The sequence below is a fragment of the bacterium genome (assembly GCA_026416715.1).
Lineage (GTDB): Bacteria > UBP4 > UBA4092 > JAOAEQ01 > JAOAEQ01 > JAOAEQ01.
In genome coordinates, this window is record JAOAEQ010000019.1 from 23593 (window position 1) to 45703 (window position 22111).

Genomic DNA, 22111 nt, shown 5'->3' on the forward strand with positions numbered 1-22111 from the left:
GAAGAAATGAAAAACAAAGGTACTAACCGCTGCAAACGTCAACCATTACATTTTGTTCTTTTTAGTTCTTCCGTTCTTTAGTTCCTACGTTTCGAGGTCGAATCGGTATCCCACATTTTTTACCGTTATAATTCGCGCTCCTTCGCTGCCCAGCTTTTTCCGTAACTGCGCGATATGGACATCAATCGTTCTGGTTTCTATTTCACTCGAGTCAGCTATCCCCCAGACACGGTCGAGGAGATAATCTCGGGTTAAAACCCTGCCTTTTGCCGCTATGAGAGTTTTTAATAACTCGATTTCTTTCGAAGTCAAGTCGATCGCTCGATTATTCACGGTAACAATATATTTCGCGAAATCGAATTTCAATTGTCCGACTTTAATGGTTTCGCTAACCGGTTCTGATTTCAGTTCGCTTGTTCGACGCAGTATCGCTTTAATTCGAGCGACTAATTCCCGCGGGCTAAACGGTTTCGTTACATAATCATCTGCTCCGAGTTCAAGCCCGACAACTTTATCGGTTTCCGTGGATTTTGCGGTTACCATCAGAATTGGGATACTTGCGGTTTGAACGTTGCGTTTGAGCAGTTTACATACTTCTAACCCATCAAGTTCCGGCAGCATTAAATCTAACACAATCAGATTCGGTACCTCTTTTTCCGCAAGTTTTAACGCTCCCGTTCCATCGTTTGCAGAAATAACTCGATAGCCTTCTTTTTCCAGATTGTATCGAATCAATTCAACGATATCTTTCTCATCATCAACAACCAGTATCTTCGGTTTCAGCATAACCAAATACCTCTGCCAAAGATGCACCTCGAACCCTAGGTTGCCCTAAAGGTATCGTTGGTAAATCGCGCTGGTCTTGCTGTATGCTGGATGTAGTAAATCAGGTTAATCGGTAAAATTCTATACCGAATATCGTGGGGTTCGCAACTCAAGATAGGAATTCGAATTTCAGAACTTATAGTTGGATGGGGTATTTTCCAAACTCTCGGCAAGTTTCAACCATGGCGCGATAATTCTGCACTGGCACATAGTTCGGAACGGTATTCGATGAACCCAGCGCATATCCGCCACCAGGCGCAACGTCTTTAATTCGCTGTTTCACTTCAGCGGCAACCTCTTCCGGCGTACCCCGGGTTAACGTATATCCTAAATCAATATTGCCGATAACCGCAACTTTCCCCGCTAACCGCTGTTTTACTTCAACGATATCCATCGCTTTCGGTTCAATCGGATGCAAAGCGTTAATCCCGCAATCAATCAAATCGTCCATAACTTCCCATAACACACCGTCGGTATGGTAAATGAACGGGATATTCCGTTTCTTGCAGAGGTCACCGATTTTTTTCATCCACGGGAATAAATATTTCCGTAATACTGACGGCGCAACTAATAATCCTTCCGTATACGCTATATCATCACTATACCACAACGCACCTATATTCGGCACTTCAGCCATCGTCGCAAACATAGCATATTCTATTTCACCGAGTTTATTGATTAACGCTTCGACTAATTCCGGCTGTTCTACCAACGCGTAGGAAAACTGTTCGAACCCCATAAATTCCCAAGCAAACGTGAATATATCGCCATACTGCCCGATAATTTTCATTCCATCCGGAAGCAGCGGCTGGACTCGTTCGAACACCGAATAATCTATCTCGTTTAGGTTAGGCCATTGGAATGATTCGAACTCCTGCATTGACGTGATAAATCCGGTTCCTTCTGGCGCCCAAGCTCGTTCTCGACCGGTATCATTCTCGGCAGAAATTCGGGCACCTTCTTTCGGTTTTATCCCTGCAGGATTTAAGTTGACTGACGGCGAAAGTTTAACGTAATCGTAGCCGGCAGTACACCAGAATTCGAGATAATCCGGTAACCGGTCTCGCAGTTTTGGTTCCCAACAAGGTTTGCCCATAAACTGCTCCATCACAACCGGGTCGACCATCAATTCCGCTAATGGTACCCGGTCGGGTTCACCTTGGCATAATAGTGCTTTTCGTAAACGGTTGTCGAAATCCGGTTGTGGTTTTTGCATTCCGAAAACTGACGACCCCGATGATCCCAACCGATTACCACAAACTTAACCGCATTGGGTATCGATGGGAATAATCGCTATGGTCGCTACTTCCTTTCATATTTTATGCATTCTCTTGCGTTCGGTCGTTCTTTTCGAAAACATAGGTTTCCATAATTATATTTACAACTATCGCAGAGAAATTCGTCACGTAATCCTAACCATCGTTTCAGTTTCTGCAACCACATCGTGCGTTTCAATTACGATAAAAAATATTTTCGCCACGGCACGAAGACCACGCTGAACGCAGAATAATCGTTATGTACCTTTATATCTAGGTGGCTTAGTGCCATTGGATATTCGGCTATTTCTTTTCTGGTTTCTCCCAGTTGCCGATATCATCTTCTGAGCCATCTTGTCCATCGGGTCCCATTGACCAAATATCATATTCTTCCGGATTATGGTCTCCTGGACATTTATATTTATATTCGTTGCCCCACGGGTCTACCGGAACCTGTTTCTTCTTAAGATACGGACCACGCCAGTCTTTCGGTATTGGCGCTGAAGTCGGTTTCTCAATTAACGCTTGGAGTCCTTGGTCAGTCGTCGGATAATTGCCGTTATGCATATAATATAAATCAATCACGTTGCTAATATTGACAATATCGGCTTTCGTCCGGTCAATTTTTACGCCCGGTAGCTGTTTAACCGCATTGGGTATAATAAACCCAGCCAGAATAGCAATAATAACCACTACGAGCATTATTTCCATTAATGTGAATCCATGAGGAAAATAACATAATCTTTTCTTTCTCATATATTCCCGATTACCCAATTCAAAATTTTAGTTAGCATTTTTATTTTTGAAACTTACAATGCTAATTTTGCAATTTGAAATGAATCTTTTCTCCTTTATTCTTTAATCTGTTGAATAATATGGTTAACTACCCGGCGGAAATTCGCATCGGTTTGCAAATCCTGTTCGATTTTATTGCAAGCGTGGATAACCGTCGTATGGTCACGTTTTCCGAACGCTGCGCCTATTTCCGGAAAAGAACAATTGGTTAAATTCCGACATAAATACATCGCTACCTGCCGCGGCTGAACGATTCCTTTCGTTCGTTTCTGCCCTAAGAGTTCTTCGAGAGTAATATTGTAATACGCAGCTACCCGCTTTTGAATTAACTCAATATTTATAGTCGCCACTTTCTTTTCGGTCAGCAGCCGACTTAACGCGGTTTTTGCCATCTCGAGCGTTATCGGCTGGCTGGTAAACGCAGCAGTCGCACCAAGTTTAACCAAACATCCTTCCAGCTCGCGGATATTTGACGTGATATTCTCAGCAATATAATACGTCACCTCGTCGGGGATAGAAATCCGGTCTTGATATGCTTTCTTCTTAAGAATCGCAACCCGAGTTTCAAAATCCGGCGGCTGAATATCCGCAATTAGCCCCCATTCAAACCGAGAACGAAGCCGTTCTTCCAGCGTCGGAATTTCTTTCGGGGGTCGGTCGCTACTTACCACAATCTGTTTACTCGCTTCATGGAGCGCATTAAAGGTATGGAAAAAAACTTCTTGCGTCTGTTCTTTTCCGGCAATAAACTGGATATCGTCAATAATTAAAATATCTACGTTGCGATATCGTGCGTTAAACTCTTGAATTTGGGTGGATTGCATAGCGTAAATAAACGCATTTAAAAATTTCTCGCTGGTAATATATACCACTTTCGCTTGCGGATTGGTTTTTTGGATATAATGGCCGATAGCTTGCATCAGATGCGTTTTCCCTAATCCTACGCCGCCATACAAAAACAGTGGATTATATTGTTTTGCCGGATTCTGCGCAACCGCTAACGCTGCCGCTTGCGCTAAACGATTGCTCGCACCTACCACAAACGTTTCAAACGTATATCGCGGATTCAGATAACTGCGTTCAAAAGTTTCGCCACGATATTGGTCTTGTGAAATGACTCCTGATTTTACCTGGTGAATAGATCCATAGGTGTATGGGTAAAGAGTAGACCGTTCTTCGATGCGCCGCATGGTTGGTTCTCCGGATTCCGCATTCTCTAAATCTCTGGTTCGGTTCCGCAACCCCAGTTCACCAATCTGGAATTGGATGATAATTCGTTGCCCGGTGATTTCTTCAACCGCATTCATAATATCTTCGAGAAAATGGGAACTAATCCAATCCTGATAATATTTACTGGGAACGAATAGACTAAGTTTACCCTCCGCGAATTCATACCCGCGAATCGCCTGAAACCAAACCTGTAAATTCTCACGACTAATCCGCTTCTCTAAAATGCGCAACGTCTCCTGCCATAAATCTAATGATGAAGTAGTAGAATTATTATTTATTATCTTTTCATACATAATTTATCCTCCACTTATTAACAACAAATTCGGTTATCAGAAACAAGTTTTCCACAGGTTCTTTCATGGTTATCCACAGGATATTCACAGCTGTGGAGAATTAGCGCTTTGCAAAATGTCCCGGATAAAATCGGTATCAATCGAGAAACTATTATCTGATTGATTTGATTGAAGATATATCGATTCACCTGAATCCGAATATCATTTAAACCGTATTTCGCTTTTTCAGTTTTTATGTTCTGCGGTCAGACGAGATTACGAATCCCGCTATTTTGCTCGGGCTCGTTGGGGTTGATACTTAAGATACTCCGATAACTTTTTTTAGTATAGCAGCAAGAAGAATTTATTGATAAACCCTAAATTGATAAAGCCGTTGACTATCGTCCGACCTATGGTTTTCTGTTTACAGTTTCAACGTAATACCAATAACTGAAAACCTTTACCTACCACGGAATACTGATTGATTTCCTCCACGTATCTGTGTAAAATATCCACAGAATCCGAATTGAAATAAAATGTTATAGAAAAATTCTAAGGCATACTACCATACTTAGTATGATAATTTCAAGTGGAAAATTTGCTATTTTAGCTAAAAAAATTTACTAATCGATTACCCGAAATCTATCAAATTGGTATAATTTTTGATACCACGAAATGGATTCTTGCGGATGTCCTACAATATATTGCGCTGCTTCCCTGCCCATGATTATTGAATGGTCAAGATTATTATGGTGGAATAATCCTTGCCGCCCTGTAGTAATTAGGTTAACAAATCTGGCTAAATATTCAAACAACTTATTGAGTTTAATTTGATAGGCTAAATCATATATCGGATACGCATGAGAAATCCGGATAACTAAATAATCTTCTATTTCATCTTCGTCCTCGATTAATTCCGCTTGTTTGAGAAACGGAATTAGGGCACTATATATCTCAGCATCGGGACTCGACCATAGCGCATCTGTCGGAGAACAGGTTACTTCAACAACGATCGAGCTTTTACCTTCAGGACATAAGGTTTGACTAAAATTTTTCGGTTCGTAGATACGCGTAAACGGGAACTGTTTTTCTGGAAAATAGAGCCAGGTTTCTTGCGTTATTTCCGCTTTGTTCACCATCACATTGAGTAGAATGATATTCCGAAATTTAAGCGAAGAACTTATCGTTCGCAGTTTTTGGTCTTCCGTTAACAATGCGATGAGGGTTGGCAAGGGGATCGTCGAAATCAGATGGTTTATGGGAAGCTCGATGCGTGAGGAATCAAGCTTATTTTCTATCACAATCTTGGTAATGCTACCATCGGATTTCTGTAAACCAACGACTGAATGGTTTACATAGATTATTCCATTTTTTTTCCGAATTGATTCCGCAAGTTTTTCCGCAATCAGACCAATCCCGCTTTTGGGATAGAGAAACTCAGGCACTGCGGTTTGGATACTCTCTTGTTTATGCCCACGAAATACATCCCGGATTGTTTCCATTAAATTCTCTTGCGCCAGTCGTTTTTTTGCAATATCGCAAGATAATTCCTCCGGCGGTATTCCCCATACTTTTTGGGCATAGGGTTCAAAAAAAAATTCGGTCATCGCTTTCCCGAAACGATTGGTCAACCACCCGCTATAACTTAATTCATCCGGTATCGAAAACCAGTTTTTTATTCCGGTAAAAAAATAACTCGCGAGAAATGTTACTGGTAAGACCGGAGAAAAATATCGAAAGAGTTCCCCAGCACGTAACGGATACTGATAATACCGATTATGTAACCGGAGCCGGCTCCGACGTTTGACCGAAATCAACTCATCTTTGCAAAGTTCCTGAATAAACTGGATTATTTCCGGGAATTCTGAATAGATTCGATGCGGTCCCAAATCGAAGGTAAATCCACGATAATGAATACTTGATGCTAATCCACCTATTGTGGGTTCCGATTCAATAATTTCAACTGGAATATCTTTCTGTACCAACTCATACCCGGCAGCTAATCCAGCTAAACCAGCGCCTAGTATCGTTACCTTTTGCATAAAGCTCCTCACTTATCCCGCAATTTCTGATGTTAACCGAACTCTGCAGGAATTTACTGGTTGAAATGAGTACAACGTTCAGAACTTCACGTTGGGCTCAACTGTACTCACCGCAGAGGAAGCTGAGTTCGCTGAGAAAAATGAGACCGGTTTATTGTAACCTCGGCGAACTCTGCAATGCAAAAATTCTTGTTCATTCAGCCGTCCCAAACGGGACTAACTCAATTTTTTCTCCTACCGCATCCTCAGCATTGCATGCTGGAGTAAACCCAATCGCCCGTATCAGGGCTATCAACCTGCAACTCGAAACACAAACCGTATCTCTGTATCCCCAGCTTTCCGACCTGAAAAGCTCGAAGCTAGTCAGGTTGCCTAATATTCTATTTTCTAACTATTGTACCCTATTTTACTGGTTTTTTGCTTTTGATACAAGTTTCGGGATTCGCTATCTATCAAGTTGTTGATTTTCTGCTAACCATCCCTACGCCTGGAGTATATTCGCTAACTAATAATAGGTTAGCTTACCACAACACGTAATCGAATTTCACATCTTAGATTGATATAACCTACAATTCTATCCGAGTTTATGTTATTATTTTTTATACCATGGTTCTATGAGAATATCGCATAATACCTAGCATATACCGCATGAATAAACAATATCAATATATAGGCAAGTCCCCGATTCGGATAGATGCACGAGATAAAGTTACCGGCGCTGCGCACTATATTGCTGACCTGAATTTCCCGAACCAACTGTATGGGAAAATGGTTCTCGCTGGACTCCCGCATGCGATGATTAACAGGATTGATACGAGTCAAGCGGAAAAACTGCCCGGTGTTGTAGCTGTTCTTACGGCAAAGCATATTCCGGGGAAAAATCAGGTCGGTGTGGTTATTGCTGACCAGCCGTTGTTAGCGGAAAGGAAAGTTCGATATTCCGGAGATTGCGTTGCGTTAATCGCTGCGGAATCGAAATCGCTCGCTGACCAAGCGAGCCGGTTAATTCATATTGAATATCAAGAGTTACCGGGGATATTTTCTCCGCTCGAAGGAATCAAACCTACTGCCGCTAAAATTCATGATTCCGGTAATCTATTAACGCATTATAGAATCCGAAAAGGGAATATTGAAAAAGGATTTAACGAGGCAGATATTGTCGTTGAACAGACGCTCGAAACCGGTCATCAGGAACATTTGTATTTAGAAACGCTCGGTGCGATTGCCGTACCGCAATCGAACGGTGAAATGACGATTTATGGCTCACTCCAATGTCCGTTCTATGTTCAGAAAGCAGTCGCTACGGCGTTAGGTATCGGACTGAATTATGTTCGGGTTATCCAGACGGTCACCGGTGGCGGGTTCGGGGGAAAAGAAGATGTGCCGAGCGAAATCTGTGCGCGTGCTGCGGTTCTTGCGCAAGCGACTAACCGACCGGTTAAACTTATTCTTGACCGAGAAGAAGATATTATCACTACTTCGAAACGGCATCCCGCAATACTGCATTATAAATATGGTGCGAAAAAAAATGGGAAGTTGACCGCTGCGGAAATCGAAATCTATTCTGATATTGGCGCTTATGCGACGTTAAGTACGATCGTGTTATATCGAATGACCGTTCATGCTCCGGGTCCCTATATCATTCCGAACGTTAACGTTGATACCTATGGAATATATACCAACCATCCGCCGTGCGGTGCATTGCGCGGGTTCGGAACACCTCAAGCGAATTTCGGTTCTGAACTGACGATGGATTTGCTCGCGGAAAAACTAGGAATCGACCCGATTACGTTGCGATTACGGAACGCACTTACAGTTGGTTCGCGCACAGCGACCAACCAGTTACTTAAAGAAAGTGTTGGATTAAAGGAAACGTTACGGAAAGCAAAACAGGCTGCAAACTGGACTAAAAAAACTAAACAGACAGCAAGAGTCAAAAATATTTTGCGGAATCAGGATTCTATCCGACCGAGAAAACTATACGGTATCGGATGTGCAACGATGTATTATGGAGTTAGTTTAGGCGCTAAAGGATGGAGTTTAGATGCTGCGGGCGCGCATCTCCAGTTACTGGCTGACGGAACGGTTAGCGTTGCTATCGGGAACACCGAAATGGGGCAGGGCGCAGAAACCGTTCTTGCACAAATCACCGCTGAATCGCTCGGTGTATCATTAGATTCCGTTCGAGTTATGCCAGTTGATACTAGCTACGTTCCTGATAGCGGACCCACGGTTGCCTCGCGTACTACGGTTTTATCCGGAAACGCTATTGTTAACGCGGCTAACCAATTGAAACAAAACCTTATTCCGATAGCTGCGCGTTTATTAGCAACGAAAAAATTGAACGAAATTATGTTCCAAAACGGTTACGTTTTTTTGAAACGGAATCCCCAAAAAAAGGTTCCGTTTTCAATGGTAGCGCAAGAAGCGTTTCGCCGAAATGTCTGTATGTTCGCTATCGGGTGGTACCATGCGCCGGAAGTGAAATGGGACACAGCCACCGGGTTAGGAGATGCCTATTATGTATATTCTTATGGAACACAAATTGCCGAAGTTGAAGTTGATACGCTCACGGGTAAAGTGAACGTATTAACCATCACAGCAGCACATGATGTTGGAAAAGCGATAAATCCAACGCAAATCGAACAGCAGGTTGAAGGTGGTGTGGTCCAAGGGATTGGCTATGCGTTATATGAAAAATTCTTAATTCAGAACGGCACAATATTGACGGATACATGCGCAACCTATACGATTCCAACGGCATTGGATACGCCAGCAAATATTAAAACGATTATTGTCGAATCGGAATCGAAAGAAGGTCCCTTCGGAGCAAAAGGGGTCGGGGAGCCGCCGATTATACCGACCGCAGCCGCGATTGCGAATGCGGTATCAAACGCTCTCGGGAAACGAATCACTCGAATCCCGATTACTCCAGAAGCTATTTTAGATATAAAAAAACAACATGAGTAAACGATATCATTTAGTTAACCACCGACGTACTAAGATACCACGGAAATCACATGCTCGGTTGATAGTATCTTTTTCTCTGAGTATCTTGGTAGCGATATCTTCCTGTGGCGGACCGCCGAAACGTAATCCGAACGAACTCACCTTCGGTTATTGGTCTAGTGTTACCGATAAATCGCTTATTGAAGAGACCATTGCTAATTTCGAACAATTACATCCGGGCGTGAAAATTAAGGGTGAATCTACCCCTTGGGTACAATATTTTAATAAAATGTTAGTTCGGTTCGTTGCCGAAACCGCTCCTGACGTTATCATGACCTCAACGGAACGAGTTTCTGGGTATATTGAAGCAGAGGTATTAGTTGACCTGATGCCATTTATCCAAAACGATACGACGTTTTCGCTAGCAGATTATTATCCGGAATTAATTGAACGGATGAGTAATAATGGTAAACTCTATGTTCTGCCACGGGATATTGATGTTATCGCTTGCGTGTTTTATAACAAAGATATGTTTAAAAAGGAAGGTATCCCTTTTCCACACGATGATTGGACTTGGGCTGAGTTTTTAGATGCGAGTTTGAAATGTACCAAAGATTTTAACCACGATGGGAAAATTGACCAGTGGGGAGTAAGTATCTATGGATTCATTGATGCGTTTATCTATAGTAACGGCGGAACGCTGGTTGACGATTGGCGGCATCCGACCCGATGCACGTTTGACGACCCACGAACGATTGAAGCGGTTAAATTCTGGCAAGATTTGATGTATACCTATAAAGTTATGCCCACAGGGGTAACGTTAAGTTCGCTGGGAATGTCGGAACCGGACCTGTTTTTCGATGGGAAAATGGGGATGTTTATTGCCGGGATTTGGATGACTCCGACATTCAGCAAAATCACCGCATTCGATTGGGATGTCGTCATGATTCCGCGCGGACCGAGCGGAGAACGGCGGTTTATCGCAGAAGGTTCCGGATATTCAATGACTAAATTCTGTCAGAATCGGGAACTCGCATGGGAATTTATTAAATATCTCGGCGGAAAAGAAGGGCAAACGATCCTATCTCGTCCGGGGTTAACTCAGCCAGCGTTAATGTCGCTTGCGCGATCAACCGTTTTCCTGAATGGCCAGAAACCGGCGAATCGGAAAGTAGTCGTTGAAGCAGCAAAATTAGGCATGTATCGACCGGCAACCGCAAAATGGGATGAAGTTGAACAGAGTTATTGGCAGCCAATGCTTGATCGAATTATGTCCGCAGATGCGAAATTGCGAATTCCAGCAGATATTGGACTGAAAGAAGTTACTGAAAAAGTTAATAAAGAGATATTTAAAATACCATCCGCTACAGAGGAACGCAGATAATCAATTCCCATTGAGTATAGCGCATTTTTTAAATTTAAACTTTACAATGCTACTTTTGCGATTACGATTGGAATTGAGAAAAAGATTTCGTGGTAAAAAGATATGGTTAAATTCTTAAAGAAAAATCTCCCTGGATATCTATTCATTTCACCGTGGCTATTCGGATTCATTATTTTCACTGCGTTCCCGATACTTGCTTCGATCGTTATCAGCTTTTGCGATTGGAATCTATTAAGCGGGTTCAAACATATCAAATGGGTCGGTTTCGATAACTATATTAAACTGCTCGGATTCCACCAAGAAGCGGGTCAATGGGTGCCACGCGACCCGTTATTCTGGAAAAGTCTAAAGGTTACCTTTGTATATACCATTTTTGCGGTTCCACTTGGTCTATGCGGAGCAATAGCGATTGCTATGTTAATGAACCAAAAGATTAAAGGTATAACTACCTATCGTACGATATACTATCTTCCAGCGGTGGTATCCGGCGTAGCTACCGCAGTGTTATGGCGATGGATATTCAATCCAGAATTCGGCTTGCTGAATTATTTCTTGACCATTATTGGGGTAAAATGGCTCCTAGCGCAATTCGGAATGGAATTACCGTTATGGCTTGCGAGTCCGACTTGGGCACTCCCCGCATTCATTTTTATGTCACTTTGGGGAGTCGGCGGCGCTATGGTCATTTATCTCGCGGGTTTGCAAGGAATTCCGCGGGAACTCTACGAAGTCGCTGAACTCGATGGCGCTGGCGTCTGGAAAAAGTTTACTCATGTTACACTCCCATTACTATCGCCAACGATATTTTTCAATCTGATTATGGGCATAATCGGGTCGTTTCAAGTCTTCACATCCGCTTACATCATGACTGGCGGCGGGCCATCGAACGCAACTCTATTTTATGGTTTATACTTATTCCGGCATGCGTTTGTTTATTACCGCATGGGGTATGCGAGCGCTATGGCGTGGATTCTGTTTGTTATCATTCTCTTTTTCACGCTGCTCCAGTTTAAGTATGCAAAACGTTGGGTATATTATCATGGTGAGAAAATCTAGTTTATTCGCTTTGTACAATTGTGCAATACGGGATTAATCTCATGGCTTTACTAAAGAGTAAAAAAATTCGATACCGGCTATTTATCGCGGTAGTATATCTGCTCTGTACCGCTGGGGCAATATTATTCATTTTACCGTTTCTCTGGATGGTATCAACCTCATTGAAAGATTCAACCGCAGTGTTTACCTTTCCGCCCAAATGGATACCGCAGCCGATCAAATGGAGTAATTATCCGGAATCTTGGACATTGCTACCGTTTACTCGGTTTCTGATAAATACGTGTATTATCACCTTCTCGTGCATTATTGGCCAAGTGGTTTCAGCGGCGTTAGTCGCTTATGGTTTTGCTCGTATCCCGTTTAAAGGCAACCGTATCCTGTTCCTTATCCTGATCAGCACGATGATGTTACCTGGTCAGGTAACCATGATTCCATCGTTTCTCATTTTTAAAGCATTACATTGGATAGATACATTCAAACCGCTGATTGTCCCTGCATTTTTCGGCGGCGGCGCATTTTTCATCTTTTTGCTCCGCCAGTTCTTTTTAACGATCCCTCGGGATTTAGATGAAGCAGCGACCATTGATGGATGTAACAAATTCGATATCTTCTGGCGAATAATCCTACCGCTATCGAAACCAGCGTTAGCAACGGTGGTGGTTTTCTCCTTTATCGGACATTGGAACGATTTTATGGGTCCCTTAATTTATCTGAATAGCGAACATAATTTCACGCTCGCTGTCGGATTAAACTTATTCCAGGGATATCATACTACCGCATATAACCTGCTTATGGCAGCGTCGTTAATCGTCTTAGCGCCAGTTTTAATTATCTTTTTCCTCGCCCAGCGATATTTTATTGAAGGAATAACGTTAACGGGAATTAAAGGATAACCCAGGGTTTACCGCAGAGAACGCTGAGTTCGCTGAGAAAAAAATTAGAATGGTTTATAACCAAGAAAAACCTCTGCGCGCTCTGCGGTGAAAAAAAAAATTACTTTTTATTAATCCCGTTAGGGATGTCTGATTCTAGCCCAGCTATTCATAGCTGGGTTCCCGCGCCGCTTTGATTTCGGTAGTCCCCTCAGGGACAACTGATTGGTCGCATTAACTAATCTTATCGGTTCAGCCGTCCCTTGCGGGACTACATCGTTCCTCTCTCAACCTAAGTCCCAGCATTTCATGCTGGGCTAATTCCAATCGCCCTTACCAGGGCTAACAAACTGCAACAAACCTTTGTTTACCTCGGCGCGCTCTGCGCGCTCTGCGGTGAAAAAATTGCTTTTTGTTAATCCCGAAGGGATGTTTGATTCTAGCCCAGCTATTCATAGCTGGGTTCCCATGTCGCTTTGATTTCGGTAGTCCCCTCAGGGACGACTGATTGGTTTCAGCAATGCACATTCGCTTGACAGTATAATTCCTCGTATGCTACACAATATAGATAGAAATCAGAGGTAATAATATTTTTCAACGGAGGAACCGATTATGGTTTGGCTAAAAACCTGGTCTATTGCTGGAGTAGGAGTAGTATTATTATGCCTGGTTATCTCGGTGTATGCAACCGAGTTGGTTATAACTACTGAACCGATTCCCGGCGTGCCTTTATTCCCGGCAGAGGTAGCGCCGGCAGAAAATCTCGCTGTAACCAATTCGGGTCCGGCGATATTAGCTGCGCCAAATCTAACCCCCTATAAACCTTCCGGCTGGTCGGATAAAGTGGTGGTAAATTCGGTATTTCCCTCAACCATGTCAACCGTTACCGAAGGTGCAGTCTATGCTGGCCAACCGAGTTATATCAGTTGGGCGGTTATCAATAACGGCACAGCAAATATCCCGCCTTTTATCCGATTCTATTGTTATCTTTACATCAACAGTAATTTTACTACCGGCTGGTATACTGACGGGCTTCTGCAGAATTATTATGTCTACGCTACCGGATATCAATATATTTTTACAAATAGTGGAACGAACGCGATCCAAATCACTGCGGATGTTACTGGCGCGGTAACCGAATCAGACGAATCGGATAATAACTATAGTCGAAACGTTAATGTTAATCCGGGCATACCAGCAGAACCTGATATCCGGATTAATCCAACCAAATTAGATTTTAATCTGACGTCGTTGATGGAATCATTTATTCCATCATCAGAATTAACGGATAACCCTGACCCAAATGTCGTAGATACCTCTAGTCCAAAAGGACAGCTTGCTCCGCTAAATCCAGCGTTTATTCGATATCGAGAAAACCTCGCGAGCGGAAAACTTCAAAGATTAACGAAATCTGGTTTCCCACTAGGACATATTCCGGCGCCGCGGGATTTATCCTACCTGAAAGACATACCAGCTAGTTCGGAAGCAGCGTTTGCGTTACCAGTCGCGTATGACTGTAGAACCGCTAATAAAGTTACTGCGGTACGCGACCAAGGAAACGCGGGGAGCTGCTGGGCGCATGCAACGTATGGCTCGCTCGAATCCTGCTTATTACCAGGGGAACTCTGGGATTTTTCAGAAAACAATATGAAAAACATGTTAAGTTCTGCATATCCGGAAGGGTTCGACCGTGCTCATGACGAAGGTGGTAATTGTTTTATGGCAACCGCATATTTATCGCGTTGGTCCGGACCGATTTCTGAATCTGACGACCCATATAATCCATATAGCGGGACTTCACCGGTAGGATTAACGGTACGGAAACATATCCAGAATGTTATCTATCCGACCAGTAGAACTAGTGCAACGGATAATACGACGTTAAAACAAGCGATTTTAAACTACGGCGGGGTTGATAGCGGAATATATTACGATGACGCTTATTATAATTCAACAACTTATTCCTATTATTATAACGGAAGCGAAAATGAGAATCACGACATAACCATTGTCGGTTGGGACGATAATTATCCGGCAAGTAATTTCAATCCGGCTGCGCCGGGGAATGGTGCGTTTTTGATTAAGAATAGCTGGGGTACGGATTGGGGACAAAATGGCTATTTCTATATGTCATACTATGATTCGAAAATCGGAAAGACGAACGCTCAGTTTCGCTATGCAGAATCAACTACTAACTATAATAAAGTATATAGCTACGACCCGCTCGGTTGGATTAACTCGTATGGATTTGGAACTACTGTCGGCTGGTTTGCGAATGTATTTACCGCTGGTGGTTCTGAAGAGCTTACTGCGGTTAGCTGGTATACTCCGGTTCCGAGCACACCGTATGAACTTCGGATATATCAGAATCCTAATTCCGGTCCGATTAATTCAAGTGGTGCCGTATTCACGAAAACCGGAACTATCGCTGAACCTGGTTACGTAACGATTGCACTTGGGACAACAATTAGTCTTACCGCTGGGCAGAAATTTTCTGCAGTGGTTAAATTAACTACGCCGGGATATAATTATCCGATACCAATCGAATATCCAGAACCGGGGTATTCAACCAAGGCGAAAGGCGGTCCTGGTGAAAGTTATATCAGTAGTAATGGAAGTAGCTGGTCGGATATTAGCTCTGCATTTATGCCGAAATCAAATGTCTGCTTGAAAGCGTTTACGAAAACGACGTCGCTTTCTGGCACTACGCAGAGTTTCACCGTATATAATGATGGGTTTAGTATTCTGACCGTAACCAATATAACGAAAACCAATAATAAATCATGGATAACCAGCATAAGTCCGACGGCATTCACGGTTCCGCCATCGGGAACACAAACGGTAAATGTTACCGTTTCCGCTAGTGGATTAACGGTAGCGAAAGATACAGAAGTTCTCAAAATCTGGTCAAATGACCCGGACGAAAACCCATATTCTGGTCCAACGGTTACGATTACCGGCAGACCGCAGGCTCCGGTTAACAGCTATGGTTATTTCTCAACGGCAAGCGATACCAGCCGCTGGTATTTTGAAGTATACGGCGATGGAACCGGTCCGGGAACGCTCTCTTGGCTACCAGGGTTCAGCGGACAGACCGGCGTGGTTAGAATCATCCAAACTCCTGGACAGAAAGGGAAATTGACTATGCTTTTTTCAGTATCAAGTGCCGGCTGGTATACTGCGCGGGCAAAAGTTGCTACCGATATTACTAACTCAGCGAAACAACCAAAAATATATTTATACCTACAAGAGTTAACTGGCAGTTCGACGATAATCGGTTGCGCGAATGAAGTTATTGCTGCTGGCGCAGGCGGATTCTCTGCTGCAAGTTCTTGGAAGAATCTAGAAATATCATACTATGCTAGCGGAACTAGTCTTGCGGTTCAGGTAGTGAGCATTAATTCAGGGAATAGCGGAGTTATTGGCGGAATATATTTCGATGATATTCTCGTTTATGCTTCTGCGCCAAAAGGATATAACGGAACAACGGCTTCTCTAACGAATGCAAGTTTCACTTCGAATACGTCCGGCTGGTCAGTTCAGGTTTACGGAGATGCGACTGCAATGGGAACTTGGAGTTGGGCTACCGGCTGGTATGGTCGTTCTGGGCTGATGAAAGGAACTCAATCCAGCGGACAGAAAGCTAAAGTTAGCCAGCTGTTCGCTTTACCAAACGGTAGTAATAAGAATGCATTTGTATCAATTTGGGTGTTTAGCGGTGCAACTGCTAAAAGTAATACACAAAAAGTTTACCTTTACCTTTATTCTTGGGATTCTGGATATACCAAAATTATTGAAAGCGGAAACGCGATACTCTATCCCGGTCAATGGAATCAGAACCAGTGGAGAGAATTGAAATTTGGATATACTCCATATAGCGGAACAAATGCACTCCAGTTTGTCGCTATCAATCCCAGCGGGAAACCAGTTCAAACGATCTATTTCGATGCCGTAACCGTAAAACAAGAATAACTTCCGGAGAAACGTCATTTTTACGAGAAAGAAGGTAGGCGCGCGGATTCTTTTTCGTCTTTACGGCTTGTAGTAGGAGCAGGATACTTCTGCCTGAGGTTGTTTTTCCAAAAGCTGGATTCTTCCTCACGCAGCCAATATACTCTGATATTTCTTTTAGCGATACCAATAATTTGACTAAATTAAGAATTTTAGGATAGGATATTTTTCGCGTGTAGATTTTTTTATTTTTTTTCAGGTTTTTGTTTGATTATTATCACCCTTGTAACTTGAAATCTAGCGAATTGTCGTTCGGGGAAAAACAGGTTTCAGAAAATAATTAGACATGGTTAATCAAAAAGAACTATATCTCGTATCGCGTAAGAATTTTGCTGCTCTATTCGATTCGCTTTGTTTCTATGGATATACGGTAATAGGTCCCACGCATACACCATCTGGTATCGCTTATGAACCAATCGAATCAGTAGAAGATTTACCTATTGGTTGGTCAGATGAACAATTCGCTGGGTCATATCGTCTCATTAAGCTTGATACACCGCAGGTATTCCATTATGTTGTCAGTCAGCATTCTTGGAAAACCTTCTTAAACCCAGCGGTTCGCCAGCTCTGGAAAGCAGAGAAAAAAGGAAAATCATTTGAAACTCGAAATCGGGTCTCAGAAGAAGCAAGACATCAGAAATATGCTTTTCTTGGCGTTCGGACTTGCGAACTCCATGCGATTCTCATTCAGGATAAAGTGTATACCACCGCACCATTTATTGACCCATACTATGCGGAGTTGCGGAAAACTACGTTTATCGTTGCGGTTAACTGTTCGGTTGCACGAAATACCTGTTTTTGTAGTTCTATGCACACTGGACCAAAAGTTTCGGCAGAGTTACCATTCGACTTAGCGATAACGGAACTATTTGACACAACTCGGCATGATTTTCTTATCGAAATCGGCTCTGACCGTGGTAGGGATATAATGGGTCGGGTTCCGAAGCAACCTGCTACTACCGCTGATATACAATCTGCAGAATCGGTGGTCGCGACAACCATATCGCAAATATCTAAAACGATGAATATAACCAATGTTAAACAACTCCTAGAACAAAATCTTGACCATCCACATTGGCAGGATATCGCGCGTCGTTGTTTAACCTGCGGGAATTGTACTATGGTGTGTCCGACCTGTTTCTGTTCAACGGTAGAAGATTATACTGATTTACTCGGCACAACCGCAGAACGAATCCGAAAACAAGATGTATGTTTCAATCTTGATTTTTCTTATATTCATGGAGGAAGCATTCGTACCAGTCCGGCATCTCGTTATCGGCAATGGTTAACGCATAAACTTGCGCGGTGGTTCGACCAATTCGGCTGTTCTGGTTGTGTTGGCTGTGGTAGATGTATCACTTGGTGTCCGGTCGGAATAGACATAACCGAAGAAGTTCGTTTTTTTCAGGATGCGGGAAAAAATAACCCCTAATAAAACAAAAGAACGAAGAACCGGTGGAACCATACCGTTTTTTGCTCTTTAATTTTTTCGTTCTTTTGTTAAGAATCAGTTATGTTCGAAACGTTAGTGCCGTTGTTAAAGAAACATCCGTTTCTAAAAGATTTAAGCGAAGAGTATATTGAACGGTTGGTTTCCTGTGCAAAGAATGTGCGGTTTAACCAAGATGAATATATTTGCCGGGAAGGACAAGAAGCCGAATCGTTTTATCTGATTCGAGAAGGACGCGCCGCTATTGAAATCTATTCCCCAGTAAAAGGTTCGATTCGAATTCAAACGATAGAAGCGGGTGACGTTCTCGGTTGGTCATGGTTATTTGCGCCGTATCGCTGGCATTTTGATATTCGAGCGATTGAACCGATTCGCGCCTTCGAATTCGACGGGAAATGTCTGCGGAGTAAATGCGAAGAAGACCATGATTTGGGATATGAACTGATGAAACGATTTGCCCGGCTTATGGAAGAGCGGTTACAGGCAACCCGATTACAACTCCTAGATATGTACGGTGAGAAGTAACGTAAAAATCAGACTTAATCGCTTCCATTCGCGCGATTCGATTTACTATAATAATAAAATAAAAAAATATATGAACGACCTGTTCTCTCCGCAATTAGCGAAAGTAACTAGAGTTTATCAGGATACTTACGATACGGTAACACTGGAATTATCGCTGCAAAATTCACAAAAAACCTTCACCTTTTTTCCAGGTCAGTTCAACATGCTCTATGTTTTCGGTGTCGGTGAAGTGCCTATCTCCATTAGCGGCGACCCGAACAAACCGAAAAGGTTAGTGCATACTATTCGAAAAGTCGGTCCGGTTACGAACGCGCTCGGTGTATTAAAACCGGGGGATTATCTCGGAGTACGCGGTCCGTTTGGAAGCAAATGGCCGGTTGAATTAGCATACGGTAAAGATGTAGTTATTGTTACCGGCGGAATCGGATTAGCGCCGTTACGACCGGCAATATATCAGATATTAAAACAGCGGAAGTTATATCATAGATTTATCCTACTCTATGGCGCGCGTACACCGAACGATTTGTTATATCTTGAAGAATTGCAACAATGGCGGGGAAGATTCGATTTCGAAGTCTTGGTGACTGTTGACCGCGGCAATGAACAGTGGCATGGTTCCGTCGGTGTAGTGACCACCTTATTTCCCAAAATTTCGTTTGAACCTGAAAATACGATAGCAATGATTTGTGGACCGGAAATTATGATGCGGTTTACTATCGTTGAACTGCAAAAACGTGAGGTTCCGGATTCTAACATTTATATTTCTATGGAACGGAACATGAAATGTGGTATCGGATTTTGCGGCCATTGTCAATGCGGTCCGTTATTTATATGTAAAGATGGACCGGTATTCAATTATGCACAAATTAAACCGCATTTTGGAAAACGAGAATTATAATAACCTGATTCCTATTTCAACGAGGGTATTAGTTCTAAATAGAGAATAACTGTGAACGGTTGATTCACCTCGATAGAATCTAACGTTATGAAAAAGAAACCAACTTTAGCGGTATGGAAATTTGCTTCTTGTGACGGATGCCAATTAAATCTGCTCAATTGCGAAGACGAACTATTAGCGGTCGCAGCGGTGATTGATATTGCCAATTTTCTCGAAGCGTCACGCGCGGTTAAATCCGGTCCGTATGATATTTCTTTAGTTGAAGGCAGTATTACCAACGCGCATGATGCAGAACGAATCCAGCATATTCGTCGTATATCGAAACTGCTCATTACCATTGGTGCATGTGCTACAGCTGGTGGAATACAAGCGTTACGGAATTTTAAAGATGTACATAAATTTATCAACCTGGTTTATCCGACTCCGGAATATATCCAAGTCCTCGACCACTCAACCCCGATATCGGCGCATGTGAAGGTAGATTTTGAACTGCGTGGATGCCCGATTAACCAGCAGCAACTGGTAGAAGTCATCAGTGCACTATTGAATCATCGCAAGGCAAATATCCCGCAATATAGCGTATGTATGGAATGTAAACGGCGGGGAACAATTTGTGTGATGGTTGCAACCGGTGTTCCATGTCTTGGTCCGGTAACCCAAGCGGGCTGCGGCGCAATATGTCCTGCGTATAGTCGAGGATGTTATGGTTGTTTCGGTCCGATGGAGTCACCGAATCCGAGTTCGTTAAGTCAATGGTTCAAACAGAATTTACAGATTGCTACTCCGGACATTATTCGTTTATATCGTGGGTTTAATGCGTATGCAGAAGCGTTTCGAAAAGAAAGCGAAGCGCACGAAAAGTAAACACTGAGATTACTCCAATTGTTTAAAAAACGATTTCATAGAGTATCGCTGGTTCAAATCTGTTTGATCTAAGCTTTGTTAATCTAGGATAATTATGTAATATGAAAAAGAGTAAAACAATTAAAGTTGAAGCGCTAGCCCGAGTTGAAGGTGAAGGCGGTATATATATCAAAGTGAAAGATAATCGGGTAGTTGATGTTAAACTCCACATTTTTGAGCCGCCACGGTTTTTTGAAGCGTTTCTTATCGGGCGAAGTTATAAAGAAGTACCGGATATCGTTGCGAGAATTTGTGGGATTTGTCCGATAGCATATCAGATGAGTTCCGTGCATGCGCTTGAGAACGCTTTTGGTGTCAAGGTTGATGGCCAGCTGCGCGAACTCCGTCGGCTATTCTACTGCGGAGAATGGATTGAAAGTCATGTGCTTCACATCTATATGTTGCACGCACCGGATTTTCTCGGGTATCAAGATGCATTTCAGCTCGCAAAAGACGCTCCGGATGTGGTTGAACGCGCACTACGGTTGAAAAAAATCGGGAATGAAATTGTTGCGTTACTCGGTGGGCGGTCGGTACATCCGGTATCCGCTTGTGTTGGTGGATTTTATAAAGTCCCGTCGAAAAAAGAATTACTGGCGTTGGTTCCGGATTTAGAATGGGCGAAAGAAGCTGCTCTGGAAACGATTCGGTTTACCGCAACATTACCGTTTCCGGCGTTTGAGTCGAATTATGAATATGTCGCGTTACGTCATCCGGATGAATACCCTTTCAATGAAGGGCGAATCGTTTCTAATCAGGGATTGGATATTGCTATTGAACAATTTTTCGAATATTTTATGGAATTCCAGGTTCCGCATTCAACCTCGCTACATGCTAAACTGAAACCGCGCGATGCTTATTTTGTTGGCCCGTTAGCGCGAGTCAATTTAAATTTCGATAAGTTAACCCCGTTATCTCAACAAGCAGCGAGAGATGCAGGATTAACGATACCGTGTTACAATCCGTTTAAAAGCATCATCGCTCGGAGTGTTGAAACGTTGTATGCTATCGAAGAAGCGCTCCGAATCATCAATCAATACCAGATGCCTGAACAAGCGTCGGTTACGATTAAGCCGCGTGCTGGTGTAGGTCATGGATGCACGGAAGCACCTCGGGGGATTCTCTACCATCGCTATCGCGTCGATGACCACGGTCTCGTTGTAGAATCGAAAATCGTTCCGCCTACTTCACAGAACCAGCGGAGTATCGAACAAGATTTATGGAAAATCGTCCCGCATATGATAGATGCACCTACGGAAGAACTCACGTGGCGATGCGAACAAGCGGTCCGGAATTATGACCCTTGCATTTCTTGCTCTTGCCATTTCTTGAAATTATCTATTGAAAAAGAATAGAGTAATATACTCATCTTGGTTGTTCGCTCGGTACATTCGATTTGTTTTAATAAAAATCGTATGATATAATAATTGTATTGAGAAATTCAGTGATTTAGGTTTACCTCAGAGGAATTAACGCCTGCTAATCTTTTTCCCAAACGATGTTTGGTTGCGGGAGTAGTTCAGTTGGTAGAATACTACCTTGCCAAGGTAGGTGTCGCGGGTTCGAATCCCGTCTCCCGCTCCATCCTTATCAACCAATTCACTTCGAAATGAGCTAATGAGCATTGCGTAATATGGCTAAGC

General features: G+C 42.9%; 15 protein-coding genes and 1 tRNA gene. 11 read left to right on the forward strand and 5 right to left on the reverse strand.

The window, feature by feature from the left end; all coding sequences use genetic code 11:
* Positions 1–84 precede the first annotated feature (84 nt).
* From N3A72_08815 to N3A72_08835, 5 genes are all read right to left on the reverse strand, one after another.
* Positions 85–786, reverse strand: coding sequence for a response regulator transcription factor (locus N3A72_08815; GenBank protein ID MCX7919685.1), 702 nt, complete (start codon positions 784–786; stop codon positions 85–87).
* Positions 787–961: 175 nt separating this feature from the next.
* Positions 962–2041 carry a nucleoside 2-deoxyribosyltransferase gene (locus tag N3A72_08820; protein ID MCX7919686.1) on the reverse strand — a complete coding sequence of 360 codons (1080 nt, stop codon included), beginning with the start codon at positions 2039–2041 and terminating at the stop codon, positions 962–964.
* 343 nt (positions 2042–2384) lie between these two features.
* Positions 2385–2837, reverse strand: coding sequence for a type II secretion system major pseudopilin GspG (gene gspG / locus N3A72_08825; protein ID MCX7919687.1), 453 nt, complete (start codon positions 2835–2837; stop codon positions 2385–2387).
* A 95-nt stretch (positions 2838–2932) separates the two neighbouring features.
* On the reverse strand, positions 2933–4399 hold the full coding sequence (gene dnaA / locus N3A72_08830; GenBank protein MCX7919688.1) for a chromosomal replication initiator protein DnaA: 1467 nt from the start codon (positions 4397–4399) through the stop codon (positions 2933–2935).
* Positions 4400–5001: 602 nt separating this feature from the next.
* Positions 5002–6420 carry an FAD-dependent oxidoreductase gene (locus N3A72_08835; GenBank protein MCX7919689.1) on the reverse strand — a complete coding sequence of 473 codons (1419 nt, stop codon included), beginning with the start codon at positions 6418–6420 and terminating at the stop codon, positions 5002–5004.
* Positions 6421–7068: 648 nt separating this feature from the next.
* On the opposite strand from N3A72_08835, the gene N3A72_08840 reads away from it, so the two are divergent.
* The 11 genes from N3A72_08840 (at position 7069) to N3A72_08890 (ending at position 22052) form a co-directional block, all read left to right on the forward strand.
* Entirely contained in the window at positions 7069–9390 is a 2322-nt protein-coding gene (locus N3A72_08840; protein ID MCX7919690.1) for a xanthine dehydrogenase family protein molybdopterin-binding subunit, read from the forward strand.
* The gene (locus N3A72_08845; protein ID MCX7919691.1) at positions 9383–10753 is read left to right on the forward strand and encodes a sugar ABC transporter substrate-binding protein; all 1371 of its coding nucleotides are present in this window, start codon (positions 9383–9385) and stop codon (positions 10751–10753) included. Before N3A72_08840 ends, N3A72_08845 begins: the two co-directional genes overlap by 8 nt.
* Positions 10754–10855: 102 nt before the next feature.
* Positions 10856–11809 (forward strand): sugar ABC transporter permease, encoded by a 954-nt coding sequence (locus tag N3A72_08850; protein MCX7919692.1) that lies wholly within the window; start codon positions 10856–10858, stop codon positions 11807–11809.
* Between the two features lie 41 nt (positions 11810–11850).
* Positions 11851–12702, forward strand: coding sequence for a carbohydrate ABC transporter permease (locus N3A72_08855; GenBank protein ID MCX7919693.1), 852 nt, complete (start codon positions 11851–11853; stop codon positions 12700–12702).
* Between the two features lie 591 nt (positions 12703–13293).
* Complete coding sequence (locus N3A72_08860) at positions 13294–16653, forward strand: lectin like domain-containing protein (GenBank protein MCX7919694.1); 3360 nt, start codon at positions 13294–13296, stop codon at positions 16651–16653.
* Positions 16654–16978: 325 nt separating this feature from the next.
* Positions 16979–18124 carry a 4Fe-4S dicluster domain-containing protein gene (locus N3A72_08865; protein ID MCX7919695.1) on the forward strand — a complete coding sequence of 382 codons (1146 nt, stop codon included), beginning with the start codon at positions 16979–16981 and terminating at the stop codon, positions 18122–18124.
* 81 nt (positions 18125–18205) lie between these two features.
* Positions 18206–18667 (forward strand): cyclic nucleotide-binding domain-containing protein, encoded by a 462-nt coding sequence (locus N3A72_08870; protein MCX7919696.1) that lies wholly within the window; start codon positions 18206–18208, stop codon positions 18665–18667.
* A 70-nt stretch (positions 18668–18737) separates the two neighbouring features.
* Positions 18738–19565 carry an FAD/NAD(P)-binding protein gene (locus tag N3A72_08875; protein ID MCX7919697.1) on the forward strand — a complete coding sequence of 276 codons (828 nt, stop codon included), beginning with the start codon at positions 18738–18740 and terminating at the stop codon, positions 19563–19565.
* 87 nt (positions 19566–19652) lie between these two features.
* Positions 19653–20429 carry an oxidoreductase gene (locus N3A72_08880; protein MCX7919698.1) on the forward strand — a complete coding sequence of 259 codons (777 nt, stop codon included), beginning with the start codon at positions 19653–19655 and terminating at the stop codon, positions 20427–20429.
* A 101-nt stretch (positions 20430–20530) separates the two neighbouring features.
* Positions 20531–21823 (forward strand): Ni/Fe hydrogenase subunit alpha, encoded by a 1293-nt coding sequence (locus tag N3A72_08885; GenBank protein ID MCX7919699.1) that lies wholly within the window; start codon positions 20531–20533, stop codon positions 21821–21823.
* Positions 21824–21976: 153 nt separating this feature from the next.
* A tRNA-Gly gene (locus tag N3A72_08890) sits at positions 21977–22052 on the forward strand.
* Positions 22053–22111: the final 59 nt, after the last annotated feature.